We start from the raw sequence: 25,687 nt of genomic DNA on the forward strand, positions 1-25,687 counted from the left end.
TCGAAAGGGCTCCTTCAAGGAGCCCTTTTCATTTCCTGCTGCCTACAATTCGCGCCATCCCCGTCCCTGCTGCGCCCTGCGCGACCATCATGCCCGTCAATCTTGTCGCCCCCGATCCTGCCTCCCTGCATCCTGTGCCCGGTGTCCGCCTGGGCGTCACCATGGCCGGCGTGCGCAAGGCCAACCGGCGCGACCTGAGCGTCATCGAGCTGGCCGAGGGCTCGGCCGTGGCCGGCGTGTTCACCAAGAACCGCTTCTGCGCCGCGCCGGTGCAGGTCTGCCGCGAGCACCTGGACGCCAGCCACAGCATCCGCGCCATCGTCATCAACACCGGCAATGCCAACGCCGGCACCGGCGCCGACGGCCTGACCCGCGCCCGCCAGACCTGTGCCGCCGCCGCCGAGCTGATGGGCCTGCAGGCCAGCCAGGTCCTGCCCTTCTCCACCGGCGTGATCATGGAGACCTTGCCGGTCGATCGCATCGTCGCCGGCCTGCCCGCGGCCATCGCCGCACTGCGCGCCAATGCCTGGGACGAGGCCGCTGCCGGCATCATGACCACGGACACGCTGCCCAAGGCCGCCTCGCGCCAGGTCAGCATCGGTGGCCAGACGGTCACCATCACCGGCGTCAGCAAGGGCGCCGGCATGATCCGGCCCAATATGGCGACCATGCTGGGCTTCGTAGCCACCGACGCCAACATCAACCCCGACCTGCTGCAAGGCCTGGTGCGCGATGCGGCCGATGCCTCTTTCAACCGCATCACCATCGACGGCGACACCTCGACCAACGACAGCTTCCTGCTGATCGCCACCAACCAGGCCAAGCATGGCCGCATCGAGTCGCTGGCGTCCAGCGAAGGCCAGATGCTGCGCGACGCCGTGATCGCCGTGTCGCAGCAACTGGCCCAGGCCATCGTGCGCGACGGCGAAGGCGCGACCAAGTTCATCACCATCCAGATCGAAGGTGGCCGCGACGAAGCCGAGTGCCAGCTGGCGGCCTACGCCATTGCCCACTCGCCCCTGGTCAAGACCGCCTTCTTCGCCAGCGACCCGAACCTGGGCCGCATCCTGGCCGCGGTGGGCTATGCCGGCATCGCCGACCTGGACCAGACCCTGATCGAGCTCTTCCTCGACGACGTCCACGTGGTCCGCGCCGGCGGCCGTCACCCCGACTACCGCGAGGAAGACGGCCAGCGCGTGATGAAGCGGAGCGAGATCACGATCCGCGTGGGCCTGCATCGCGGCCCGGCATCAGCCACCGTCTGGACCTGCGATCTCAGCCACGAGTACGTGACGATCAACGCGGACTACCGATCCTGATCCTGTTGCCGCGCTACTTCGTGGCGCGGCACTCCGGTGGCAGCACCAACCGGGCATTGGTCAGCTCTTCGTACTCGTCGAGCGTGGGCATCTCGCCGATCTCACGGCGACGCGCGTCCACGACCTCACGGCTGCCATCCAGTGGCGCCAGGACGCGTTTGCAGTTCACGAGCTCCTGCTTGAACTGTGTTCCATACACCTGCGGCCGCCCATCGGCCATGGCCAGCCTGTCGGTGAGGTAGGCCAGCGTCAAGCCCTCGGCCTCCCCGGCTTTGACAGCTTGCTTCAGCAATTCCAGCATCTGTCGCTGGAAGTCACGGTCGGGCGAATGCTGCACGAGCATGAAGGCCGTCAGGCCTGCAGCCCTTCCGTGCCGGCTCGCTGCGGGCCAGCCGCATTGATTGACCAGCACCTTCAAGCGAGCTGTATTGGCCTTGTCCACCGCTTCGAACGCATTCTTCGTCCGTCGCGGCATCGTCGTGTCTCCAGTCTGATGCTGAGCCATACGTACGGCCTGATCAGATTGACGCATCGTCGCCAGTTCCTTTGCATAGTCATCGCACTCGGCGGCATGGCTTGGCGTGGCGGCCGCCAGCGGCAGTAGAAAAAGCATGAGCAGCTTCTTGTTCATATCCCTGTGAAAGCTAACTGACAAACGTTGCGTCCGAGCACATTCTCGCCAGCGAGATCCAACCAGCGACGCGGGGAATACCCTGGCATCGCAGGGCCGGCCTCCTAAAGCAATCTTCGCAAGCAAAAAGGCCCGCCGAAGCGGGTCTTTCATTTCCATCAAACGAACCAACAGACTCAGGGTGCGGTCGGCTTGAACATCGGCATCACATCGCGCTTGCCCTTCTCGAGATAGGGCACGGGCTTGTCCATCCATTCGGGGCGCGGCGCACCCTTCAGGTAGTGGTCGAAAAACTCGCCCATGTGCACGGTGAAGTGCTTCATGTTGTCGCGCTCGCGCAGGCCGTGCTTCTCGCCGTTGTAGTTGAACCAGTAGGCTTCCTTGCCCAGGCGTCGCAGCGCGGTGAAGAACTCGATGGCCTGGTACCAGGGCACGGCGTCGTCGTCGTCGTTGTGGATGGTCAGGAACGGGGTCTGCACCTTGTGGACCTGGAAGATCGGCGAGTTCTCGATGTAGAGATTGGCGCTGTCCCAGGGCGTGCCGCCAATGCGGCTCTGCTGCTGCTCGTACTGGAAGGCACGGCTGATGCCGGGACCCCAACGGATGCCGCCGTAGCCGCTGATCATGTTGGCCATCGAGGCGCCCGCCTCGGCTGCGCGGAAGGCGTTGCTGTGCGTGATCAGGTAGTTGATCTGGTATGCACCCCAGCTGTGGCCCTGGATGCCCACGCGCTTCTCGTCGGCATAGCCGGCCTTGACGATGGCCTGGACGGCCGGCAGCACGGCGTTCTGCGCGCTCTTGCCCGGATGGCCGATGGTGTAGACGATGTCCGGACGCAGCACGATGTAGCCATTGCTGACGTAGCGGCTCACGTTGATGTTCTGCGCCGGTGCCGGAGGCACGTAGCGGTGCAGGTTGTCGGTCATCTTCTCGTAGATGTAGACCATCACCGGGTACTTCTTCTTGGGGTCGAAGTTCTCCGGCTTGGCCACCAGGGCCTTGAGCTTCTTGCCGTCGGCCGAGGTGAATTCCATCATCTCCTGCGTGCCCCACAGGTACTGCGACTGCTGCGGGTTGGCATTGCTGATCTTGCTAGGGGCGGCCAGGTCCAGCTTGGCCTGCCACAGGTCGGGGAACTCGACGAAGCTCTGCTGGGTGAACAGCACGGCATCGGCCTTCTTGGCTTTGATCAGGCCGCCGATCAGCTTGTTCGCATGGAGCAGCTTGGCCGGTTCGCCACCGCCTGCCGGCAGCTTGTAGAAGCCGGTCGAGCGGTTCACCTCATGGGCCGCCGACAGCACCAGGCCGTCGGTCGGCAGGCGACGCGATTCCAGGTCCTCGGTCTCCAGCGGCACATAGCGAAGCTGCAGCTGGTGCTTGCGGCCGAAGCCGTTGGTGAGGTTGCGCGCGGCCTGGGTCGCGATCTGCACTTCCCACAGGTCGAACTGGTCGTACAGCACCACGGCCGCATCGTTCTCGGTCCAGCCGGCATAGCCATAGGCATCGGCCGGCTCGACCACGTCGCGCTCGACGTTCTCGAAGCGGGCCTTGATCTTGCCGGTGAGGTTGAACTGCTGGCCGTCGGCCAGGCGCCAGGCGAACCAGGTCTTCTGGGCCGGCGCAAAGCCGATGGCGTATTCGCCACCGGGCGAGAGCCGCGGCTGGCTGCGCTGCTTGGTTGCGATCTGGCGCTTGGCGCCGGTCTGCAGATCCACGGCATACACGTCGTAGTACAGCGCGTCCCAGCTCTGCAGCATGCGGTACGGCAGCTCGCTGGTGCCCAGGGCCCAGCGGCCGTTGTCGTTGGCCAGCAGGTTGGGCATGTCGGCGCCGGCCAGCTGCACGAACCTGGGCGCCGTGCCGTCCAGGTGGACGACGGCTCGATAGCTGCGGTTCTTGTCGCGCTCGGCCTTGACCTTCTGGGCCGACTGCAGCTCCGGGTCCTTGTAGTGCCAGAGGTCGACCTTCATCGCCTCGGGCTGGTCCTTGGGCTCGGCCTTGGGCAGTTCGGCCGTGCCCAGGAACAGGCGCTGGCCGTCCTTGCTGAAGCCCAGCGAGGCGTGCTCGCTCGGGCCCCAGCCGGCCGGCATGCCGACGGTGCCGGCGGAGACCAGCACCTGGGCGGCCGCGTCATTGGAGCGCCAGAAGAACAGCTTGTAGGGCGCGGGCGTCTCGGGCTCGTCCTTCTTGGCGGCGGCGTCCTTGCCCTTGGCCTCTTTCTTTGCGGCGGCCTGCTCGGCCAGCGCGTCGCGGTTGGAGATGAAGGCCAGCTCGCGGCCTTCGCGGTCGGTGACCAGCTGCTTGTAGCTGCCCGGGCCGGTGATCAGCGCACGCGCGCTGGCGTCGGCCAGATTGACCACATAGACGCCTTCGCGCAGGTTGTCGGCCGGCTTGGGCGGCTCGGCGGGCGCGCTGGCGCCGCTGGCCGGACGGGCCGGCGCGGCCGGTGCGTCCTTGACCGACACCGTATAGGCCAGCCAGGCGCCGTTGCGCGGCCAGGCGAAGTCGGCCACGTCCTTGAAGCTCGTGCGCTTGCCGCTCGCGGCATCGAGCAGGATCAGCTCGGTGCCCGCGTCCTTGCGGCGGGCACCGGCTGCAGCGGCAGCACCGGCAGCAGGCGCCGCCTGGTCGTCATCAGCGAAGTCGCTGTCGGCCTTGGCAGCTGCAGCGGCTGCCGCGCCTTCTTTCTTGGCGACCGGCGCGTCCAGCAGCACGGCCAGCTGCGCACCGCCCTCGTCGGGCCAGGCGAAGCGCTTGACGCGTTCGATGGTCTCGACCTTGCCGGTGGCCAGGTCCATCAGTCCGACAGAAGGCTTGGGCGCGTCGTCGCCACGCTTCTTTTCCTTCTTGCCCTTGTCTTGTTCGGCACGGCTGGGATGAATGGCGAAAGCGAGGTAGCGGCCATCGGCGCTGAAGGCCAGCAATGGCAGGGCAGCGCGACTCGGGGCTTCGCCCGGCTGGGCCGGCGCGGCGGCGGCGCTGGAGCCGCGCGTGGCGCGCCACTCGCGACCGTCGGACAGCTGGCGCACGACGATCTCGCCATCGCTCTCCTGGCCCACCAGGGCATAGGCGGCAAAGCGGCCGTCGGCACTCAGGGCCGAGCCCTGGATGCTGCGCCAGCCGGCATAGACGTCATGGGTGATGGGCTTCTTGGCGGCCGGCGCGGCATCGGTGGCCGACCAGCCGGGACCGGCGGTCAGCAGCACCACGGCCAGCGCGAGGCTGGATCGGAACAGCGTGTTCATGTCTGGAAGGAGCACAGGGCTCGCAGAACGGACGAAGCGGCCTTTATAGCAACCAGCATGCAAAGAAGCTTTGCTCAGGGGCGATCAGCAGCAATTTTCATGAAGGCATGAGATCTGGTTGTTTGGCCAGGCCTCGCGCCAGCGGCTAGCATCGCCGCCCATGAAAGCCGCCAACGTCCTCGCCACCATAGGCAACACGCCCCACATACGCATCAACCGCCTGTTCGGCGACCAGGCCCAGGTCTGGATCAAGAGCGAGCGCAGCAACCCCGGCGGATCGATCAAGGACCGCATCGCCCTGGCCATGGTCGAAGCGGCCGAGCGCGACGGGCTGCTCAAACCCGGCGGCACCATCATCGAGCCGACCTCGGGCAACACCGGCGTGGGACTGGCCATGGTGGCCGCGGTCAAGGGCTACAAGCTGGTGCTGGTGATGCCCGACAGCATGTCGATCGAGCGCCGCCGCCTGATGCTGGCCTATGGCGCGAGCTTCGACCTGACGCCGCGCGAGAAGGGCATGAAGGGCGCCATCGCCCGCGCCCAGGAACTCGCCGCACAGACGCCCGGCGCCTGGATTCCGCAGCAGTTCGAGAACCCGGCCAATATCGCCGTCCATGTGGCGACCACGGCGCAGGAGATCCTGGCCGACTTTCCCGAAGGCCTGGACGCCCTGATCACCGGCGTCGGCACCGGCGGCCACATCAGTGGCACGGCCGAAGTCTTGAAGAAGGCGTGGCCGAATCTCAAGGTCTATGCGGTCGAACCCAGCGCTTCGCCGGTGATCAGCGGCGGCGCGCCGAGTCCGCATCCGATCCAGGGCATTGGCGCCGGCTTCATCCCGGCCAATCTGCGGACCGAGCTGCTGGACGGTGTGATCCAGGTCGATGCCGAGGAGGCGCGCGAGTTCGCGCGCCGCAGCGCCCGTGAGGAAGGCCTGCTGGTCGGCATCTCCAGCGGCGCCACGCTGGCCGCCATCGCCAGGAAGCTGGCCGAGCTGCCGGCCGGCAGCCGCGTGCTGGGCTTCAACTACGACACGGGTGAGCGCTATCTGTCTGTGGAAGGCTTCTTGCCGGTCTGACTCGGACGGCGCCGGGCCGCCCCAAGCCGGACGAGCTACCCGCTCGGCGGGTGGGGAACGGTATCCCGTTCCCCGGGTGCCCCAGTTCAGTCTTCTGCCCCATCGAGGCTCGGCTCTTCGTTGTCCCGCTTGGCCTGCTTGGCCAGTTGCTCGCGCAGCGTGCGCAGCGAATCGATCAGCACCTCGGGCGGCTTGGGGCTGGCCAGGCGCAGGGCCGGCGGTGGCAAGGCGCTCAGATAGGCCGGGCCCAGCCAATGCTGCTGCTCCTGGCGCTTGGCCACATTGAGCAGCAGGCCCAGCAGCAGCAGCGCTCCCAGCATGACCGCCATCCAGCGCTTGGCGCGTGGCCAGACGGCGCTGGCATGCCACCAGAGCAAGGCCGCCAGGCCCAGCGGGAAGGCGATGGCATCGATCGCCATCAGCCGCGGCAGCGACAGCGAATAGGCCACCAGTGGCAGCGCGGCGCTGAGCACATGCAGGCCGGTCAGCGCCACCAGGGCTCGCTTCAGATGCATCACGAAGGGGAAGCGGTGCTGGAACAGCTGGTTGATCAGCGACCAGAGCGCCGCCCAGACCAGCAGCACCGACAGCGGTGCCAGCACCGCGCCGCTGTAGTCGATCCAGGGTGAACCGGGGTTCAGGGCCGACCACTGGTCGAACCACAGCAGGCCCATCCAGAGCAGCAGCAGGGCCGGCCACCAGGCATGGTGGCGCCAGCCGCTGGCCTCGTGGTGCAGGGGCTGTTCGGCCGGCAGGGCCTGGGCCGAGGTGCGCAGCCGCAGCCAGGTGTTGCCCAGTCGGAACAGGCCGCCCACGCCCAGCGCGGCGCTCTCGCCGGCCTGCAGCCGGCGCTCGTCCACCCAGCCGCCGTTCAGGCTGGGCAGCAGCACCAGCTCGGCGCCCTCCTCGCCCCATTGCAGGAGCGCATGCTGGCCGGCCACATGGGCGTCGGCCAGCACCAGGTCGCAGTCCGGCGAGCGACCGAGGCTCAGCGGCCACTGGGCGATCTTGTGCAGCGCCCGGACCTGGCCGTCGCGGTCCAGGATCTCGATCAGCGCGGCTTGGCTGCCCATCCGAAGCCTCCCAGGTAATGCGATGTCAGTTTGAGTGCGTTGTCGAAGCTGACGCCCTTGGCGTCGAAGCGTCCCAGCGCGCCCTCGGTCTTGGCGTCCACCGTGGTGACCAGGATGCTGAGGTCATGCAGGCCGTCCAGCTTGCGGTAGGCCCGCAGGCAGACCACGGCCCGCAGCGGCAGGCCGCCCTGGTCCACGAATTCCTCGCGGCAGTAGGGCGCGGTGCGGTCCTTGTCATCGCGGCCCAGGCGCTCGTTGCGGAAGCTGGCCGAGTACTGGCGCGAGAAGCGGATCGCCCCGAGCTTGCGGCCGTCATAGGCCTCGTGCGACATGTCGAGGTAGCCGGTCTGCATGCCGCCGCTGATGAAGACCGCATGGTCCATCCGACATTGCGAGCGCTGGAATTCCAGGCCCTTGGTGTCGGCCGGCGTGCCGCGGCCCCAGCAGCGGAAGAACTGCTCCTGCGGCACCGGCAGCGTGTAGCGCGCATGACCGGCGGCGCGCCAGGGCTGTTCCATGAAGCGCTTGCTCAGCTCGTCCTGGTAGGCCATCAGCTGATCCTTCAGGCGCGGCCAGGCGGCCGACTTGATAGCCTTGGCGCCGCGGCTGCGCTCGAACAGGGCCTGGGCGAACTCGGCCGGCACCAGGAAGCTCATCTGCTGGGCGAAGAACATGGCCGAGACGTTGATGCCGACCACCCGGCCCTCCTCGTCCACCACCGGACCGCCGCTCATGCCCGAGTTGATCGAGCCCGAGTAATAGATCAGCGGATCGAAGCTGCGCTCGACCAGGCCGTTGTAGGTGCCCTCGACGACGGCAAAGGCCACGTCATGCGGATTGCCCATCGAATAGATGCGGTCGCCCTTGGACAGCGGCTGCTCCTTGGCGCGGAAGCTCAGCGCGCCCGTGGCCTGCAGCTTGGCCGGATCGGCGCGCAGCAGGGCCAGGTCGCGGCGCACGTCGAAGTCCAGCAGCTCCAGCTGGCCCTGGCGGCCGTCGGTGGTCTCGTACTGCAGCCGGTAGCGCTCGGGCTCCAGCGCCACCTGGCTGATCACGTGATAGTTGGTGACGATATGGCCTTCGCTGCTGACCAGGAAGCCCGAGCCCACCGAGGCCTGGCTGTCCTGGTTCTTCAGCAGCGTGCGGATCTGCAGCAGCTGCGAACGGGCCCGCTCGTAGACCTTGCGGGCCGTGGCCGAGACCGGCACGGGCACGGCCGACGCGGCCGGCGCGGCTGGCCGCGGAATGCGTTGTTGCTGCTGAGGCTGCGCCCAGGCGCAGGACAGCGGCACGAGCACCAGGGCCAGCATCAGCGGCCGCCGGATCAATCTCTGGAGAAGCAAGCCTCGGCTCCTTGAGGGCGGAAGGCCTGGATGCTAGCCGGTTTGTCATCCATCAGAGCCGGAACTGCGGCCCCCAATGAAAAAGGCCCAGGTGCCTGAGCGCCTGGGCCTTCGAGGGAAGCGTCAGCTATCAGTCGGCGCGCTTGGCGGCCTTGCGGCGGGTCAGACCCAGGCCGGCAAAGCCCAGGCCCAGCAGGGCCCAGGTGCCCGGCTCGGGCACGCCGTCGAAGTCGCCGCGGAAGATGTCGGCGGTCGAGGCGTGATAGGTCTGCGTGCCATAGGCGTCATAGGCGACGTTCCAGCCCATGGCGTCGAAGGCGGCCAGGTCCATGGCGGTCACGCCCAGGCTTTCGCAACGGCCGGCCGTCGGGTCGAGCACGCCGATGGGCGCCACCGTCGGGTTCGAGCAGTTGGCGTTGCCGGCATACATGTTGTCCTTCCAGTGCGAGGCCTGCTGGCCGTCACCGTTGTACCGACCGGTCGAGAACATGCCATTCACGCCGTTCAGGTTCAGCGCGCTGGCGCCACCATTGACCGAGAAATAAGCACTGCCGCCAACGGACCAGTCCAGGAAGGCACCACCGGGAGCCAGGTTGCCCGGGTCGGAGGTGTAGCGGAACAGGTCCAGCACGGACGCGATCGCGAAGCTGTTGAAGTTCCGCAGGTCCGACTTGTTGGGACCATTCGGCCCACCCAGGATGTCGTAGGTGTCGACGCCGGAGACGAAGCCCAGAGCATGGCCGATCTCGTGGATGGCGATGCCGAGGAAGTCGTAGCTGTTGTTGGCAATGCCGTCGGTCGGGTCGAAGTCGAACGAGAAGTTGCTGCTGAAGGTGATCGAGGCATCGGGCCCGTTCAGGCCGGTGTAGCCCAGCGCCTTCGCATTCGCCCGCGTGATCGCCAGGGCGATGTTGTTGCCCGAGGAGTCTTCGTCCAGCACGCGCGTCGCCGTGTTCACGCCGGCCTGGGTGGCGGGGTTCTGGTAGCCCGAAGTGATGACCTTGAGAGCACCGTTCGCATTGAGGCCAGGCATGTTGGCGGTCGCCATCGCGTCAATGGCCGAGCCCGACTTGTTGGCGTTGAGCAGGAATTCGACGTCCTGAACATAGCCGACGACCTTGGGACTGTTGGTCGAACCCAGGATGCCGGGGCCGAGCGAGGCATAGCCCACATTCAGGTTGATGGTGACGTTGTTCGTCAGCACGCTGCTCCAATAAGCCGCGGCCTTGGTGAAGCCCATGTAGGCCTGGGTCCCGACCTCGACACCGCCGGTGTTGTTCAGGACGATGGAGGCGGAATTCGCGCCGGAAACAAGGCCAAGGCCCAGCGCGATCGCTGCAGCCAGGCGGGTTCGTGACTTTTGTACTTGCATTGGGGTCCTCGGGCACTGCCGTACTGGTTTGAGGCCCCAATGTAGTCAGTCACACCCACCCTAGGGGGCCCCCCGAGCGCGGGGGCTGGATTACCCTAGTTTTCGACCGACTTCATCCACATCCCCTATGAAAACGGGTGCGAATGACGCCGATGCTGGTCGCGGGGCGCACACAGGGATTTACCCTCGGATGGGGGAGGAACTGGCGAAATTCGGCCGTTCGAGCGGTCGGCACTGGATCCAGAACCCGGAAATCCCGGATCAGACGAGCCGCCAGCCCAGCGATTCGCCGCCGCGCAGCGGCTTGAGCTGGGCGTCGCCGAAGGGCACGGCCTCGGGCAGGGTCCAGGGCTGGCGCTTGAGCGTCACCTGGCCGGTGTTGCGCGGCAGGCCGTAGAAGTCCGGACCATGGAAGCTGGCGAAGGCCTCCAGCTTGTCCAGCGCACCCGCCGCCTCGAAGGCCTCGGCGTAGAGCTCCAGCGCCGACAGGGCGGTGAAGCAGCCGGCGCCGCAGACCGAGTTCTCCTTCATCACCGAGGCATGCGGGGCGCTGTCGGTGCCGAGGAAGAACTTGGGGCTGCCCGAGGTGGCGGCCTTCAGCAGGGCCAGTCGATGGGTTTCGCGCTTGAGCACCGGCAGGCAGTAGTAATGCGGCCTGAGGCCGCCCATGAAGATGGCGTTGCGGTTGTAGAGCAGATGCTGGGGCGTCAGCGTGGCCGCGGTGAAGCGGTCCGATTCGGCCACATAGGCGGCCGCCTCGGCCGTGGTGATGTGCTCGAACACCACCTTTAGCTCCGGCATGTCGGCCCGCAGCGGTCGCATCACCTGGTCAACGAAGACCGCCTCGCGGTCGAACACGTCGACGGCCGGGTCGGTGACCTCGCCATGGACCAGCAGCAGCAGGCCTTCGCGCTGCATGGCTTCCAGCGTCTTGTAGGTCTTGCGGATGTCGGTGACGCCGGCATCGCTGTTGGTCGTGGCACCGGCCGGATAGAGCTTCAGCGCCACCACGCCGGCGTCCTTGGCCCGGCGGATCTCGTCCGGCGAGCTCAGGTCGGTCAGGTACAGCGTCATCAGCGGCTCGAAGTCCACGCCTTCGGGCACGGCGGCGAGGATGCGCTCGCGATAGGCCTGGGCCTGGGCGGTCGTGGTGATGGGCGGCCGCAGATTGGGCATCGCTATGGCCCGGGCGAACTGGCGTGCGGTGTAGGGAACGACAGCCTGCAGCGCCGCGCCGTCGCGCAGGTGCACATGCCAGTCGTCGGGGCGGGTCAGGGTCAGGCTGTCTTGCATGGCCGGCATTGTCCCAAAACAGGTGAAGGCCCTGAGAGCAGGCCGGAGCTGTCGCCGCTAGCATGCCTCGAGCCACGCCTTCAAGGAGTCTGTCGAGATGCGTCGTCGCCCTGCCCTCATCCTGTTTGCCATCGCCCTGCTGGCCGGTTGTGCCTCCGAGCCCAGTCAGCCGCCGACCAAGGAGATGGTCTATGCGGTCACCGCGTCCAATCAGCTGATCCGCTTCAATGCCGGCCAGCCGCAGAAGCTGCTGAGCCGCAAGGCGCTGACCGGCCTGCTGGCCCAGGACCGCCTGGTCGGCATCGACTACCGCGTGGCGCGCGGCCAGCTCTATGGCCTCGGCGCCAGCGGCCAGCTCTACCGTATAGACCCGGTGGCCGCAGCAGCCACGACGGTGGGCTCGCCGGCGGTGCTGACCGGCGAGGCCCGCGACTACGGCTTCGACTTCAATCCCACGGTGGACCGCATCCGCGTGATCGGCGACACCGGCCTGAACCTGCGCATGCATCCGGACACCGGCGCCATGGTCGACAGCGACCCGGCCAAGCCCGGCCTGCAGCTGGACGGCACGCCGGCTTACGACGCCAAGGATTCAAACGCAGGCAAGAAGGCCGCCGTGGTGGCCGCCGGCTACACCTACAACAAGCAGAACGACAAGCTGACCACCAACTACGTGATCGAGCGCAATGCCGGCGTGCTGGCCACCATGGGCACGCACGAGGACGTGACGCCGGCGGTCTCGCCCAACACCGGCCGCCTGTACACGGTAGGCCCGCTGGGCCTGCCGCCGTTCGAGCGGGCGACACTGGACATCTCCGACCTCTCCAACGCCGCCTATGCGGCGATCACGCCCTATGCCGAGAAGGGTTCGCCCGCAGTGAGCCGCTGGTACCGCATCGACCTGAAGACCGGCAAGGCCCAGCTGATGGGCACGATAGGCGAAGGCGAGCAGGTGGTGGGCGCGGCCATCGAGCCCTGAGCCTGGGCTCACTGCTCAGGGTAGGCCCGCTGGCAGGGCGCGCACGCTTGTTCGAAGATCGCGCGCTTTGCTATTGAAGGGAGTTCGCCTTGGACAACGACAACAACTCGACCGTCGCCGCCAACATGCGCTACTGCAGTGCCTGCGGTACGCAGATGCACATCACTGCCGCAGCCTGCCCGAAATGCGGCGCCCAGCAGGTCCATGCCGGCGCCAGCGCCAAGCGCATCCTGCCGGCATTCCTGTTCCTGCTGCTGCTGCCCACGCTGGGCTTCCACCGCTTCTACGTCGGCAAGATAGGCACGGGCATCCTGTTCCTGATCACCTTCGGCGGCCTGGGCCTGTGGTGGCTGATCGACGTGATCATGCTGCTGACCGGCTCGTTCACCGACAAGCAGGACAACAAGATCACGCTCTGGACTTGATCAGGCGTGCAGGATCTTTGAGAGGAATTCCTGCGTGCGCGGCGCCCGGTTTTCCGGGTTGCCGAAGAACTCATCGCGGCTGCAGTCTTCGACGATGCGGCCGCCGTCCATGAAGATCACGCGGTGGCTGACCTTGCGGGCGAAGCCCATCTCGTGGGTCACGCACATCATGGTCATGCCGTCGTTGGCCAGCTGCACCATCACGTCCAGCACCTCGCCGACCATCTCGGGATCCAGGGCCGAGGTCGGCTCGTCGAACAGCATCACGACCGGGTCCATGGACAGGGCGCGGGCAATCGCCACGCGCTGCTGCTGACCACCGGAGAGCTGGCCGGGGAACTTGTCCTTGTGGGCCGAAAGGCCCACGCGATCCAGCATCTTGAGGCCGCGCTCGCGCGCCTCGTCGCTGCTGCGGCCCAGCACCTTGATCTGGGCCAGGGTCAGGTTCTCGGTCACCGACAGATGCGGAAACAGCTCGAAGTGCTGGAACACCATGCCCACGCGCGAACGCAGCTTGGGCAAATTGGTCTTGGGGTCGGTGACGGCCACGCCATCGACCGTGACCTCGCCCTTCTGCACCGGCTCCAGCGCATTGACCGTCTTGATCAGCGTGGACTTGCCCGAGCCCGAGGGGCCGCAGACCACCACCACCTCTCCCTTGGCGATCGAGGTCGTGCAGTCGGTCAGCACCTGGAAGTTGCCGTACCACTTGGAGACGTTGCGGATGTCGATCATCTTGGGATCTACCTAATGATGGCGATCTTCTTCTGCAGGCGACGCACGAGCATCGACAGGCTGAAGCAGATCAGGAAGTACACGAGGGCGGCCAGCAGATTGGCCTCGACCGCGCGGCCCAGGTTCTTGCCGGCCAGCTCGAAGCCCTTGTAGAGGTCGTAGGCGCCGATGGCATAGACCAGGGAGGTGTCCTGGAACAGGATCACCGTCTGCGTCATCAGCACCGGCAGCATGTTGCGCAAGGCCTGCGGCAGCACGATCAGGCGCATGGACTGCCAGTAGTTCAGGCCCAGGGCCTGACCGGCATGGACCTGGCCGCGCGGCACCGACTGGATGCCGGCCCGCATGATCTCCGAGTAGTAGGCCGCCTCGAACACCGTGAAGGTGATGATGGCCGACAGCTCGGCGCTGAGCGACTTGCCCAGCAGCAGGGGGATCAAGAGGTAGAACCACATGATCACCATCACCAGCGGGATGGAGCGCAGCGCGTCTACGAAGCCGGCTGCCGGCATGGCAAGGTAAGCCCGGCCCGACAACCTCATCATCGCCAGCAAGGTGCCCAGCACCATGCCGCCCAGCGCGGCGATCAGCGTCAGCTCGATGGAGAACACAAAGCCCTGGACGATGAACTTCGAGACGAAGTCCCAGGTCAGGAAACCGAAGTCGAGTTCGGTCATGCCTTGGCCCCGATCTGACCTGGCAGCCGCAGCCGGCCCTCGATCAGCCGCGCCACGCGGTTGACCAGGAAGGCCGAGACAAAGTACAGGCCGGTGACGGCCAGGTAGACCTCGACGCCGCGCGATGTCTCCTCGGTCACCTGGCGGGCGAACAGGGTCAGCTCGGCGATGGACACGGCAAAGGCCACGGACGAGTTCTTGACGATGTTCATCGCCTCGCTGGTCAGCGGCGGGATCACGATGCGCAGGGCATTGGGCAGGATCACGTAGCGATAGGTCTGGCCCAGCGTCAGGCCCACGGCCAGGCCGGCATTGCGCTGGCCGCGCGGCAGGCTCTGGATGCCGGCCCGCACCTGCTCGGCCACCCGGGCCGAGGTGAAAAAGCCCAGGGCGAACACCACCAGCACGAAGGGCGGCAGCTTCAGGAAGACCGGGAACAGCGCCGGCACCACGTGGTACCAGAGAAAGATCTGCACCAGCAGCGGGATGTTGCGGAACAGCTCGGTCCAGGCATCGCCGACCAGCACCCAGCCGCGCGAAGGCAGGGTGCGCGAAATGCCCACCAGCGTGCCGGCCGCCAGGGCCAGCAGCAAGGCCAGGCCCGACACCGACAGGGTCCAGCCCCAGGCCGACAGCAGCCAGTCCAGGTAGGTGATGTCGCCGTTCTGGCCAAAGCAGCGGGTCACGACCTCGCCGTCTATGGTGTTCTTGCAGAACACCTGCCAGTCCCAGTTGGAGTTGGGCACTTCAGAGATCTCCGGATAAACAAAGAGGCCGCGCGGGGCGGCCTCGTTCCCCGCAAGGGGCTGGATTATGGCGGCTTACTTCTTGGCGTAGCTCTCGGCCGGGTTGTCGTTGGGAGCGGCCCAGGCAGCCTTGGTCGCATCGCTGGCCGTGCCGCCGTTCCTGGCGAGGATCTTGGCGATCTCGCCCGACTTCATCATGGCCTTCAGGCTGTCGTCCACCGCCTTCTTGAAAGCCGGGTCTTCCTTGCGGAACATGATGGCGATCGGCTCGACGGCCAGCGGCTCGCCGCTGATCTTGAAATCGGCCGGCTTCTTGGCATGGGCGATGCCGCCGGCCAGGATGTAGTCGTCCATCACGAAGGCATCGGCACGGCCGGCCTCCAGCAGCAGGAAGCTGTCGGCATGGTCCTTGCCGATCACTTCCTTGAAGTCCACGCCGGTGGCGCGCTCATGCTTGCGCAGGGTCTGCACCGAGGTCGTGCCGGCCGTGGTCACCACGTTCTTGCCGTTCAGCTGGGCGATGGAATTGAGGCCGGCATTGGCCCGCACCGCCATGCGGATCTCGGTCACATAGGTGGTGACGGCAAAGGCCACGTCGTTCTGGCGCGCCTGGTTGTTGGTGGTCGAGCCGCATTCGATATCGACCGTGCCTATCTTGACCAGCTGGATGCGGTTGGACGAGACCACCGGCAAGTACTTGATCTCCAGCTTGGCCAGCCCCAGCTGCTTCTGCAGGTCGGCCAGCACCCGCTGGCACAGCTCCACATGGAAGCCGGTGTACTTGTTGTCGCCGATGGCGGTGGACAGCGCACCCGAGGATTCGCGCACGCCCATGGTCACCGTGCCGCTGTCCTTGATCTTCTTCAGCGTGTCCTCGGCCTGGGCGGCGGTGCCGGCGGCCAGCAGGGCCAGGCTCAGCAGGGTCGTCTTGATGGTGGACATGGGCAGGATGCTCCTTGGTGGGGAGGGTGAACGACAGGGAGGGATTGGGGCGGGATTCTCGTTCAGGACGGCGTCCCGGTCAGGAAGTTCCAGAGCGCCTCGGCGGCCGGCTTGCTGCGTCGGGCCACCTCGGGCCGCTCGCGGTAGATGCGCAGCTCCATGCTCAGCTCATAGTCGCCGCCCTGGGCCGCCTGGACCAGGCGGCGCGCCTTCAGCTCCTTGGACACCGAGCTGGCCGGCAGGAAGGCCAGGCCATGGCCTTCCAGGGCCATGGCCTTGAGGCCCTCGGCCATGTCGGTCTCGTAGATCGCGTCCAGGTTCAGCGGCTCGGGCGAGGCCTTGGCGATCAGCTCCACCAGGCGGCCCAGGTAGGCGCCCGAGGCATAGCTGAGGAAAGGAATCTTGTGGCCCGGGTGACCGGGCAGGCGGAACAGCGGCTGGCCGTTGGCGTCCGCCTTGGCATAGGCGGCCAGGGTCTCGTGGCCCAGCGAAGCCATCTGGTAGCGCTCCGGGTCCAGCTGCAGCGGCTGGCTGGCATGGTGGTAGACGATCAGCAGGTCGCAATTGCCTTCGCTGAGCTGCAGCATGGCGTCGTGCACGTTCAGCGCATGCAGCCGGCTCTTGATCGCCCCGAAGCGCTGGCGCAGGTCCATCAGCCAATGCGGGAAGAAGCTGAAGGCCAGCGAATGCGGCACGGCGAACTCGATCATGTCCTGGCCGGCCGACTGGTGGCTGCGCAGCATGTTGCGCGTCGCCTGGAGGTTGCCCAGGATCTCCACCGCTTGTGCGAGCAGCGTTTCGCCGGCCCCGGTCAGCCGGGTCGGATAGGAGGAGCGATCGACCAGATCGACCCCCGCCCAGGCCTCCAGCGCCTGGATGCGGCGCGAAAACGCCGGCTGGGTCACGTGACGGAGCTGGGCCGAGCGCGAAAAGCTGCGCGTCTCGGCCAGGCTGACGAAGTCTTCGAGCCACTTGGTTTCCACGGCGGGCAGTGTAGCCGCCCCCATATTCGGGGCATTACCCCCCGCGGATGGAGGGTGCGAAGGCGTTCGCGACAAGCCGGGTCTCAGTACAGTCGCAACTATTAGTAATCGACTTGGTGTCTCAGATCCAGGAAGAGGAGCAAGAACAATGAAGCTCAGCAAATTTTTGGCGGCTGGCCTGTTCGCGTGTACCGCGGCGGCGAATGCCGGTATCTACCTGACGTTCCAGGATCGTCAGCTGGGATTCGACGACGCCTTCCCGGCGCCCAACTACAACGGCGTGCTGTTCGGCAACCAGGCGTTCACCATGGGCGGCATGCGCTGTGCTGGCACCGGCTGGCAGCCGGGTGACGATGGCACCCTGGACAACCCCGGCACCGCCTACACCGGCGACTTCAAGGGTCAAGGCAACGGCAAGGCCGGCGGCGACCAGCCGGTGTGCGACAACGTCGCCCTGGGTCTGAACGCCTCGCAGGTGACCCTTGGCAACCCCGCCACGTACCGGATCGAAGTCCCCGACGGCTTCGGCACCGTCTTCGAAATGCTCTACACCTCGATGGGTGGCGCCGTCCAGGGTTCGGGCGTTCGCTTCCTGGACAAGGAAAACCACGTGATCAACGGTCTGGGCAACACCACGATCAAGACCGTGATCCAGAAGGACGCAGACACCGGCCTCGACTGTCCGGATGCCGGCGTCAGCTGCGCCTGGGGCTTCATGCATGTCGAGCTGGGCAACCAGGCCGTCTATGCGATCGAGATCACGGCGGCCGACGACAGCTACTGGTTCGACAACATGCGCTTCGGCGACATCGGCGGCCCCGGCAACCAGGTCCCCGAACCCACCGGCGGCGCACTCGCGCTGGCCGGCCTGGGTGCCCTGGCGCTGACCCGCCGCCGCCGCAACAGCTGATCCGCTGCCGGCAAGACCCCCACCAAGAAGCCCGCCGCGTGCGGGCTTCTTGCTTTTCGATCTTGCGCCGTCAGGCCTTGGCGGCGCCTTCCTGCTGCAGTCGCCACATCTGGGCATAGCGCCCCGCCCGTTCCAGCAGGGCGCCGTGACTGCCGCGCTCAACGATGCGGCCGCCCTCCAGCACAAGGATCTCGTGGGCATCGACGACGGTCGACAGGCGATGGGCCACCACCAGCACCGTCTTGTTCTGCGCCGCCGCCTCCAGCTCCGCCTGGATCGCCCGCTCGTTGCGTGAATCCAGGGCCGAGGTGGCCTCGTCGAAGATCAGGATGGGCGGATTCTTGAGCAGGGTGCGCGCTATGGCCACGCGCTGCTTCTCGCCGCCCGACAGCTTGAGGCCGCGCTCGCCGACCGTGGTGTCGTAGCCCTTGGGCAGGCTCAGAATGAAGTCGTGGATATGCGCGGCCCGCGCCGCCGCCTCGACCTCCTCACGGCTGGCGCCTGGCCGGCCATAGGCGATATTGTAGGCGATGCTGTCGTTGAACAGCACCGTGTCCTGCGGAACGATGCCAATGGACTGGCGCAGCGAAGCCTGCGAGCGCTCGCGGATCAGCTGCCCGTCGATGCTGATGCCACCAGCCTGCGGGTCGTAGAAGCGGTAGAGCAGCCGCGCCAGCGTGCTCTTGCCCGAGCCGCTGGGTCCGACCACGGCCACCTTCTTGCCGGCCGGAATCTCGAAGCTGACGCCATGCAGGATGGGCCGCGCCGCCTCGTAGGCGAAGTCGACCTGCTCGAAGCGCACCGCTCCCTCGCCCACCTGCAACGGCTGGGCGTTCGGCGCATCCGCCACCTCGCGCTCCCGCTCCAGCAGCTGAAACATCTTCTCCAGGTCGGTCAGGCCCTGCTTGATCTCGCGGTAGATCACGCCCAGGAAGTTGAGCGGGATGTAGAGCTGGATCATGAAGGCATTGATCATCACCAGGTCGCCGAGGCTCATGCGTCCCTCGACCACGCCCTGCGTGGCCCGCCACAGCATCAGGACCAGGGCGGCCGCGATGATCAGCTGCTGGCCGGTGTTCAGCATGGACAGCGTGGTCTGCGACTTCAGCTGGGCGCGGCGCAGTTTCTCCAGGCTCTCGTCGTAGCGGCGGGCCTCGAAGTCCTCGTTGTTGAAGTACTTGACCGTCTCGTAGTTCAGGAGCGAATCGATGGCGCGGCTGTGGGCCACCGAATCCAGCTCGTTCATGGTCTTGCGGAACTTGGTGCGCCACTCGGTGACCACCACGGTGAAGGCGATGTAGAGCACCAGGGCCGCCACCGTGATGCCGGCGAACCAGAGGTCGAACTGCGTGGCCAGCAGGGTCAGCACCAGGGCCACCTCGATCAGCGTCGGAAAGATGCTGTAAAGCGAATAGGAGATCAGCGAATGCACGGCCCGGGTGCCGCGCTCGATGTCGCGGGTCATGCCGCCGGTCTGGCGCTCCAGGTGGAAGCGCAGGCTGAGGTCGTGCAGATGCCGGAACACCTGCAGCGAGATGCTGCGCGAGGCGCCTTCCGTGGCCTTGGCGAAGATCAGCTCTCGCAACTCGGTGAACAGCGAGGTCGACAGGCGCAGACCGCCATAGGCCATCAACAGGCCCAGCGGCACGACCAGCAGCGACTCGGCCGAGCCCGGCTTGATGGACAGGGCGTCGATCAGCTGCTTGAGCAACAGGGGCACGCCCACATTGGCCAGCTTGGCCGCCACCATGAAGCTCAGCGCCAGCGTCACCCGCCAGCGGTACTGCCATAGATAGGGCAGCAGCTTGGCGACGGTGGACCAATCGGAAGGCGGCGTGGCAGCCGGGGTCGCGGCCGGCAGCGATCCGGGCAGGCTGGGTGTTCTTTGCATGGCTTGCGATTGTGGGTCAGCCACCGTGAACCTACCGATGGCACCCATTTTCGGAGCGCCAATAATCGCGCCGTCCAACAATCAGGGAGGAAATATGGACAAGCTGTACAAGCTCGCCCGCGTCACGGCCTTGGCGGCCTTGAGCCTGGCGCCGCTGGCGCCCCAGGCCGCCGGAGTGCCGGTGCCGGTCGAAGCCTTCTTCCAGCCGCGCGACCTGTCGGGCGCCCGGCTGTCGCCCTCGGGCCGCTGGCTGGCCGCCGTAGGCGCCAAGACCGGCGAGCGCAAGAAGCTGATCATGATGGACACGCAGTCCGAAGACCCGCCGCGCGTGATCGCCCTGTTCGAGACCGTGGACGTGGTCGCCGTGGAATGGATGAGCGAGGACACGCTGATCTTCTGGGTCGACGACACCGAGGACGTCGACGCGCGCAGCAAGGCCGCCGGCGTGTTCAGCATCCAGCGCGACGGCAAGGAGATGAAGCGCCTGCTGCGCCGCGACTGGGACAACGACTTCTCGCAGCGCGGCGGCAAGCCGCTGGAGCCCAACTTCGGCCTGATCGGCTATGGCGCCGATGGCAGCAACGAAATCATCGTCGGCGACCACCATTTCCTGAAGCGCGAGCTGACCCATGTCACGCCCTACTACTTCAACGTCACGACACGCGCCAAGCGGCTGGTCACGACCGACGATCCGCCGCACAAGCGCGTGACCGGCTGGTGGTTCGACCCGCAGGGCCGCCCCCGCCTGACCAGCGCCACCGACGGGGGCGAGGTGCTGTACTTCTACCGCGGCGCCGAAGGCGGCGCCTGGAGAGAGATCGGCCGCTTCCCCTGGCTGCACCAGGCCTTCCAGCCGGCCTTCGTTGATGGCGAGGGCCGCTTCTTCGTCTACATGCTGGACAAGCTGGGCAACTACACCGAGCTCCACGAGTTCGACCTGGCCAAGGGCGCGCCCAAGCCCGAGCCGCTGCTGACCACGCCAGGCTTCGATGCCGAAGTCACCCGGCTCAAGGAATTCGGCAGCACTCGTACCCTGGGCTACCGCGTCACGCTGGACGATTCGGAGACCGTCTGGCTGAACCCGGCCATGAAGGCCTTCCAGCAGCAGGTGGACAAGCTGCTGCCGGGCCGGGTCAACCAGCTGAGCTGCCGCGGCTGCGACACCACCGACACGGTGCTGGTGTATTCCTACTCGGATCGCCAGCCCGGCGAGTACCTGCTCTACAGCGGCAAGACCAAGACCTGGCAGCGCCTGGGCCAGGTCATGGCCGGCATCGAGGAGCGCCGCATGGGCACGACCGAGTTCCTGCGCATCAAGGCCCGCGACGGCATGGAGTTCCCGATCTGGGTGACCCGGCCGGCCGGCAGCAAGCCCACCACGGCCCTGCCCACCGTGGTCCTGGTGCACGGCGGTCCCACCGCGCGGGGGCGCAGCTGGGGCTTCGAGAGCAATGCCCAGTTCCTGGCTTCGCGCGGCTACCTCGTGATCGAGCCCGAGTTCCGCGGCAGCAGCGGCTTCGGCGACAAGCTGATGCGCGCCGGCTTCAAGCAATGGGGTCAGGCCATGCAGGACGACCTGGCCGATGCGCTGAAGTTCGCCGTCGACAAGGGCTGGGCCGATGGCAAGCGCGCCTGCATCGCCGGTGGCAGCTATGGCGGCTATGCGGCCCTGATGGGCGTGGCCAAGCAGGGCGACCTGTTCCGCTGCGCGGTGTCCTGGGTCGGCGTGACCGACCCGCGCCTGATGTTCGAGGTGCACTGGTCCGACATCAGCAGCGATGCCAAGAAGTACTCCATGCCCGAGACCATCGGCGACCCGGTCAAGGACGCCGGCATGCTGGCTGCCAATGCGCCCATCGAGCTGGCCCAGCGAATCAAGGCGCCGGTGCTGCTGGCCTACGGCTACCAGGACAAGCGCGTGCCCCTGGTCCATGGCGAGAAGATGCGCTCCGCCCTGGTCGCCGCCGGCAACAAGCCCGAGTGGATCGTCTACGACGAAGAAGGTCATGGCTGGTCGCGGCCCAAGAACAAGGTCGACTTCTGGACCAAGGTCGAGGCCTTCCTGGACCGCAACCTCAAGCAGTGAGCTGACGGACAATGGCGGCCATGAATCAAGCCGCCGTTTCCTCCCCCGTTCCCGACAGCACCGGCACGCAACGCGAGCTGGTGCTGCGCGTGATGCCCATGCCGGCCGACGCCAACCACAACGGCGATGTGTTCGGCGGCTGGATCATGGCCCAGGTCGACATCGCCGGCTCCATCCTGCCGGCCCGCATCAGCCGCGGCCGCATCGCCACCGTGGCGGTGAACGAATTCATCTTCAAGCAGCCGGTGTCCATAGGCGACCTGCTGAGCTTCTACGCCACCGTGGTGCGCGTGGGCCGCACCTCGGTGACGGTCCATGTCGAGGTGTTCGCCGAGCGCGACCCGGCCAATCCGCAGGTGGTCAAGGTCACCGAGGCCAATCTCACCTATGTCGCGATCGACCGCGACGGCAAGTCGCGCCAGATCGTCCAGGATGCCTGAGCTGCTGGTCATCGGCGGCGGAGCCCTGGGCTCGGCCGTCGCAGCCCACCTGGCAGGCGACAAGCGCTGGCGCATCCGCGTCATCGAACGCGATGCCAGCTATGCCCGCGCCTCCTCGGCCCTGTCGGCCGCCTCCATCCGCCAGCAGTTCTCCACGCCGCTAAACATCGCGCTGTCGCAGCTGGGCCTGGCCTTTCTGCGCGGCATGGGCGAGCGTGCCGGCTTGCATGAGGGCGGCTACCTCTACCTCGCCCGCGAGCCGCAGCGGCTCACCGAGCTGCACGAGTTGCAGACCCGATGCGGTGCCGACATCGAGCTGCTGATGCCGGCGCAGCTGGCTGAACGCTGGCCTTGGCTGGCCACGCAAGACCTGGCCCTCGGCGCATTCGGCCGCAGCGGCGAAGGCTGGTTCGACGGCTGGGCCCTGCTGATGGAACTGCGCCGTATCGCCTTGGCTGGTGGCGCGGAGTACCAGCAGCTCGAAGCCCTGGAACTGATGCGCGACGGCAGTGGCGCACTGGACGGCGTGCTCACGACGACTGGCGTGCTGCAGGCCGACCTCTATGTGCTGGCCTGCGGTGCCTGGTCCGGCTCGCTGGCAGCGACGGCAGGTTTGGACGTGCCCGTGGTCGCCAGCCGGCGCAGCGTCTACCAGTTCCGCAGTCCGCAGGCCGCCGCGCAATGCCCGCTGGTGATAGACCCGTCCGGCCTCTGGTTCAGGCCCGAGGGCGAGGGCTTTCTCTGCGGCGGCGAGCCCTTGGACGACAGGCCCGGCCTGCCGCTGGACCCCGAGCCCGATCTCTTCGAGCAGCAGCTGTGGCCCGCGCTCGCCGCTCGCGTTCCCGGCTTCGAAAGCCTGCGCATGGAGCGGGCCTGGGCCGGCTACTACGAGATGAACAGCTTCGACCACAACGGCCTGGTCGGCGCCCTGGACGAATGCCCCAATCTGCTGCTGGCCTGCGGCTTCTCGGGCCATGGCCTGCAGCATGCGCCGGGCGTGGGCCGCGGCCTGGCCGAATGGATCTCGAGCGGCGGCTATCAGACGCTGGATCTTTCGCCGCTGTCGCCAAGGCGCATTGCCGAGCAGCGGCCCTATCGCGAACTCAACGTGATCTGAAGCCGCGCGATGCGCTCGGCCAGGGCCTCGGCCCAGGCCGCGTAGCCGGCCTCGTTCGGATGAAAGCCGTCGGGCGCCATCAGCGCCGCCGCGGCCTGACCGTGCAAATGCGCGGGCAGAGCCTGCATGCCGCGAGTCGCGCTGCCTATCAGCTGTCGTGCCAGCGCCCGGTTCAATCGCAAGGCCTGGGCGCCGAGCAGCCAACGCAAGGGCTGGGGCAACAAGGGAAACGCGTGCATGGGCGGCACGGCGCTGTGCAGCGTGTAGCCGATGCCGCAGCGCTCACGCGCGATGGCGTCGAGCTCATCGAGCTGGGTCAGCCAACGGCGCGGCGACACCTGGCCCACGGCGTCGTTGACGCCCAGGGCGGTGACCATCAGGTCGGCCGGCAGCAGTTCGGCCTGCTTGAGGGCCTGCAGCGCATCGCCCGTCGAATGGCCGGTGGTGGCCAGCAGCTGCCAGTGCACGCTGCCACCCAGCCGATCTGCCAGCGCCTCAGACAAGCGGCCGGCCAAGGCCCGCTGCTGCGTCGAAGCGCCGACGCCCGCACCGGAGGAGTCGCCGACGATCAGCAGCCGCAGCTTAAGCGCGCCCTGCCCGGCCAGCCCCGCACGCGGACCCGTGGCCTCGGGCAGGCGCAAGGCCTGGCGTCGCACGCGCAGGCCTTGCCAGACCAGCAGCGGCGCCAGCGCCAGCTTGGCGATGGCCAGCATCACGGCAGGGGCACGCTCAGTCGAACTTCGAGAAGTCAGGTGCGCGCTTTTGGAAGAAGGCCTGGAAGGCCTCCATGGCCTCGGGGCTGCGCAGCCGCGCGCCAAAGATCTCGGCCTCGGTGCGGATCGCCTCGGCGATCTGCTCGTTGCTGACCCGGCGCATCAGGCGCTTGGTCTCGCGCACCGCGCTGGGCGCCAGGCGGCTGAAGCGCTCGGCCACGCGGCGCGCATGCGGCGCGACCTCGGCGGCCGGCAGCACCGCATTGGCGATGCCGCATTCCACCGCCTGCTCGCCGGTGAAGGGGTCGCCCAGCATCAGCTTCTCGGCGGCGCGGCGCATGCCCATCAGGGCCGGCACGGCCAGGCTGGAGCCGAACTCGGGCACCAGGCCCAGGCTCACGAAGGGCATGGCCAGGCGAGCGTCGTCGGCCACGTAGACGAAGTCGCAGTGCAGCAGCATGGTCGTGCCAATGCCGATGGCAGCGCCGTTGACGGCGGCGACCACAGGCTTCTCGCAGGCCAGCAGGGCGCGCATGAACTGGAACACCGGAGCGTCCTCGTCGCGCGGCGGGCTGCCCATGAAGTCCTCGAGGTCGTTGCCCGAGGTGAAGATCGTGGGCTGGCCCTGAATCAGCACGGCGCGCACGGCCTTGTCGGCATTGGCCGCCACCAAGGCGTCGGCCATGGCCTGGTACATGTCGCGGGTCAGCGCGTTCTTCTTCTCGGGTCGTGCGATCTCGATGGTGGCCACGCCGTTGACGGTGGCGGTCTTGATGCTCACAGGAAGTCTCCTAGCGGTCAGAATGCGGCCGGCATCATGCCAGCCATTGCGCCACCTGAGGCCACAGCTTGGCCTCGAAGCGGGAACGGAAGAAACCGAAATGGCCTATGCGGCGCTCGCCGATGTCGGTCGGCGCAATGCGGCGCAGCTCGGGCTTGGCGCCGACATAGAAGCCATGCAGGGATTCGGTGTTGCGGCGGGACATGAACTCGTCGTCAGTGAAAGCCAGCGACAGCATGGGAGCCTTGAAAGCCGCGTAGTGCGTGCGCAGCGCACTGCCGCCCTCGCCCATCATGTAGTCGCGGTCCAGGCACCAGCGGCGCCACTGCTGCATCACGCCGCGCGGCAGGTCGCCGACCTTGCGCAGGCGGCGGCCGGGAAAGTAGCCGAACAGCGGCAGCGCCAGCGGCACGATCACGAACCAGAGCCACCAGACATAGCGGCGCAGCGCGGCCGCGTTCTCCAGCCAGTAGCCGCTGCCACAGCCCACGGTGACGGCGCGCGAGACCCGCTCGCGGTTGGGCAGCATGCCCAGGATCTGGCCACCCAGGCTGTGGCCCAGCCAGTGGATCGGCTTGCTGCTGCCCTCGCCGAGCCGGCGCGAGAGCTCGTCCAGCGCCGCGGCGGCATCCAGCTTGGCCCAGGTTTCTATGTCGGCGTCCAGGCCCCGCAGCGAATGCCTCATGGCCTCGGGCCGGGACCGGCCCATGCCGCGGTAGTCGAAGCTCAGCACCAGCCAGCCCTGCTTGGCCATCCATTGGGCGAAGTCGGCGTAGTAGCGCAGCTCCACACCCATGGCCGGCGCGATCAGCAGGCCGGCGCGGGCCGTGGCAGGGTCGCCCCAGCACTGGCCGTGCAGCTCGAAGCCATCTGCTGCATTGAAGCGGATGCTCATGCTCGAGCTCCCA

The 25,687-nt window shown here is 67.1% G+C and carries 23 protein-coding genes; 8 read left to right on the forward strand and 15 right to left on the reverse strand.

Annotation, left to right across the window (positions count from 1 at the left end; translation table 11 throughout):
* Positions 1-89 precede the first annotated feature (89 nt).
* The gene (gene argJ / locus QT382_RS09715; protein ID WP_289253829.1) at positions 90-1,319 is read left to right on the forward strand and encodes a bifunctional glutamate N-acetyltransferase/amino-acid acetyltransferase ArgJ; all 1,230 of its coding nucleotides are present in this window, start codon (positions 90-92) and stop codon (positions 1,317-1,319) included.
* 13 nt (positions 1,320-1,332) lie between these two features.
* On the opposite strand, the gene QT382_RS09720 is transcribed toward argJ, so the two are convergent.
* Positions 1,333-1,950: a DUF6624 domain-containing protein gene (locus QT382_RS09720; protein ID WP_289253830.1), complete on the reverse strand. Its 618-nt coding sequence runs from the start codon at positions 1,948-1,950 to the stop codon at positions 1,333-1,335.
* A gap of 176 nt (positions 1,951-2,126) precedes the next feature.
* Positions 2,127-5,195, reverse strand: coding sequence for an alpha/beta hydrolase family protein (locus QT382_RS09725; protein ID WP_289253831.1), 3,069 nt, complete (start codon positions 5,193-5,195; stop codon positions 2,127-2,129).
* A gap of 160 nt (positions 5,196-5,355) precedes the next feature.
* On the opposite strand from QT382_RS09725, the gene cysK reads away from it, so the two are divergent.
* Positions 5,356-6,273, forward strand: coding sequence for a cysteine synthase A (gene cysK, locus QT382_RS09730; protein WP_289253832.1), 918 nt, complete (start codon positions 5,356-5,358; stop codon positions 6,271-6,273).
* 86 nt (positions 6,274-6,359) lie between these two features.
* On the opposite strand, the gene QT382_RS09735 is transcribed toward cysK, so the two are convergent.
* From QT382_RS09735 to pyrC, 4 genes are all read right to left on the reverse strand, one after another.
* On the reverse strand, positions 6,360-7,346 hold the full coding sequence (locus tag QT382_RS09735) for an FHA domain-containing protein (RefSeq protein WP_289253833.1): 987 nt from the start codon (positions 7,344-7,346) through the stop codon (positions 6,360-6,362).
* Positions 7,325-8,689, reverse strand: a complete 1,365-nt coding sequence (locus tag QT382_RS09740; RefSeq protein WP_289253834.1) for a S1 family peptidase — start codon at positions 8,687-8,689, stop codon at positions 7,325-7,327. Before QT382_RS09740 ends, QT382_RS09735 begins: the two co-directional genes overlap by 22 nt.
* 130 nt (positions 8,690-8,819) lie before the next feature.
* Positions 8,820-10,061, reverse strand: a complete 1,242-nt coding sequence (locus QT382_RS09745; RefSeq protein ID WP_289253835.1) for an NF038122 family metalloprotease — start codon at positions 10,059-10,061, stop codon at positions 8,820-8,822.
* A gap of 261 nt (positions 10,062-10,322) precedes the next feature.
* Positions 10,323-11,354, reverse strand: a complete 1,032-nt coding sequence (pyrC, locus tag QT382_RS09750) for a dihydroorotase (RefSeq protein WP_289253836.1) — start codon at positions 11,352-11,354, stop codon at positions 10,323-10,325.
* Positions 11,355-11,451: 97 nt separating this feature from the next.
* Here pyrC and QT382_RS09755 point away from each other — a divergent pair, with 97 nt between their 5' ends.
* Entirely contained in the window at positions 11,452-12,333 is an 882-nt protein-coding gene (locus tag QT382_RS09755) for a DUF4394 domain-containing protein (RefSeq protein WP_289253837.1), read from the forward strand.
* Positions 12,334-12,422: 89 nt separating this feature from the next.
* A complete protein-coding gene (locus tag QT382_RS09760) occupies positions 12,423-12,758 on the forward strand; it encodes a TM2 domain-containing protein (RefSeq protein ID WP_289253838.1) in 336 nt (111 codons plus the stop codon).
* On the opposite strand, the gene QT382_RS09765 is transcribed toward QT382_RS09760, so the two are convergent.
* From QT382_RS09765 to QT382_RS09785, 5 genes are all read right to left on the reverse strand, one after another.
* Entirely contained in the window at positions 12,759-13,493 is a 735-nt protein-coding gene (locus tag QT382_RS09765) for an amino acid ABC transporter ATP-binding protein (protein WP_289253839.1), read from the reverse strand. It abuts the gene before it with no gap.
* A gap of 8 nt (positions 13,494-13,501) precedes the next feature.
* Positions 13,502-14,170: an amino acid ABC transporter permease gene (locus QT382_RS09770; protein ID WP_289253840.1), complete on the reverse strand. Its 669-nt coding sequence runs from the start codon at positions 14,168-14,170 to the stop codon at positions 13,502-13,504.
* Positions 14,167-14,916: an amino acid ABC transporter permease gene (locus QT382_RS09775; RefSeq protein ID WP_289253841.1), complete on the reverse strand. Its 750-nt coding sequence runs from the start codon at positions 14,914-14,916 to the stop codon at positions 14,167-14,169. The genes QT382_RS09770 and QT382_RS09775 overlap by 4 nt, the downstream gene beginning before the upstream one ends.
* A 75-nt stretch (positions 14,917-14,991) precedes the next feature.
* Positions 14,992-15,849, reverse strand: coding sequence for an amino acid ABC transporter substrate-binding protein (locus QT382_RS09780; protein WP_289254721.1), 858 nt, complete (start codon positions 15,847-15,849; stop codon positions 14,992-14,994).
* A gap of 71 nt (positions 15,850-15,920) precedes the next feature.
* Positions 15,921-16,841: a LysR substrate-binding domain-containing protein gene (locus tag QT382_RS09785; protein ID WP_289253842.1), complete on the reverse strand. Its 921-nt coding sequence runs from the start codon at positions 16,839-16,841 to the stop codon at positions 15,921-15,923.
* A gap of 148 nt (positions 16,842-16,989) precedes the next feature.
* Between QT382_RS09785 and QT382_RS09790 the strand changes: the two genes are divergently transcribed.
* Positions 16,990-17,751 carry an MYXO-CTERM sorting domain-containing protein gene (locus QT382_RS09790; RefSeq protein WP_289253843.1) on the forward strand — a complete coding sequence of 254 codons (762 nt, stop codon included), beginning with the start codon at positions 16,990-16,992 and terminating at the stop codon, positions 17,749-17,751.
* Between the two features lie 70 nt (positions 17,752-17,821).
* Here the strand turns inward: QT382_RS09790 and QT382_RS09795 are convergent, their stop codons facing one another.
* Positions 17,822-19,642 (reverse strand): ABCB family ABC transporter ATP-binding protein/permease, encoded by a 1,821-nt coding sequence (locus tag QT382_RS09795; protein ID WP_289253844.1) that lies wholly within the window; start codon positions 19,640-19,642, stop codon positions 17,822-17,824.
* A 94-nt stretch (positions 19,643-19,736) separates the two neighbouring features.
* Between QT382_RS09795 and QT382_RS09800 the strand changes: the two genes are divergently transcribed.
* From QT382_RS09800 to QT382_RS09810, 3 genes are read left to right on the forward strand one after another with little or no spacing between them, the layout of a single operon-like run.
* Positions 19,737-21,728: an alpha/beta hydrolase family protein gene (locus QT382_RS09800; protein ID WP_289253845.1), complete on the forward strand. Its 1,992-nt coding sequence runs from the start codon at positions 19,737-19,739 to the stop codon at positions 21,726-21,728.
* A gap of 20 nt (positions 21,729-21,748) precedes the next feature.
* Positions 21,749-22,168: an acyl-CoA thioesterase gene (locus tag QT382_RS09805; protein ID WP_289253846.1), complete on the forward strand. Its 420-nt coding sequence runs from the start codon at positions 21,749-21,751 to the stop codon at positions 22,166-22,168.
* Positions 22,161-23,285 carry an NAD(P)/FAD-dependent oxidoreductase gene (locus QT382_RS09810; protein WP_289253847.1) on the forward strand — a complete coding sequence of 375 codons (1,125 nt, stop codon included), beginning with the start codon at positions 22,161-22,163 and terminating at the stop codon, positions 23,283-23,285. Before QT382_RS09805 ends, QT382_RS09810 begins: the two co-directional genes overlap by 8 nt.
* On the opposite strand, the gene QT382_RS09815 is transcribed toward QT382_RS09810, so the two are convergent.
* Genes QT382_RS09815 through QT382_RS09825 form a run of 3 tightly spaced genes read right to left on the reverse strand, consistent with a single transcriptional unit; the run spans position 23,261 to position 25,674 of the window.
* Complete coding sequence (locus QT382_RS09815) at positions 23,261-23,998, reverse strand: SGNH/GDSL hydrolase family protein (RefSeq protein ID WP_289253848.1); 738 nt, start codon at positions 23,996-23,998, stop codon at positions 23,261-23,263. The two genes, QT382_RS09810 and QT382_RS09815, sit on opposite strands and share 25 nt — an antisense overlap.
* Positions 23,999-24,014: 16 nt before the next feature.
* Entirely contained in the window at positions 24,015-24,779 is a 765-nt protein-coding gene (locus QT382_RS09820) for an enoyl-CoA hydratase (protein WP_289253849.1), read from the reverse strand.
* Between the two features lie 34 nt (positions 24,780-24,813).
* Positions 24,814-25,674 carry an alpha/beta hydrolase family protein gene (locus tag QT382_RS09825; RefSeq protein ID WP_289253850.1) on the reverse strand — a complete coding sequence of 287 codons (861 nt, stop codon included), beginning with the start codon at positions 25,672-25,674 and terminating at the stop codon, positions 24,814-24,816.
* Positions 25,675-25,687: the final 13 nt, after the last annotated feature.

It is taken from the genome of Pelomonas sp. SE-A7, assembly GCF_030345705.1.
In the GTDB taxonomy this organism is placed as follows: Bacteria; Pseudomonadota; Gammaproteobacteria; order Burkholderiales; family Burkholderiaceae_C; genus JAUASW01.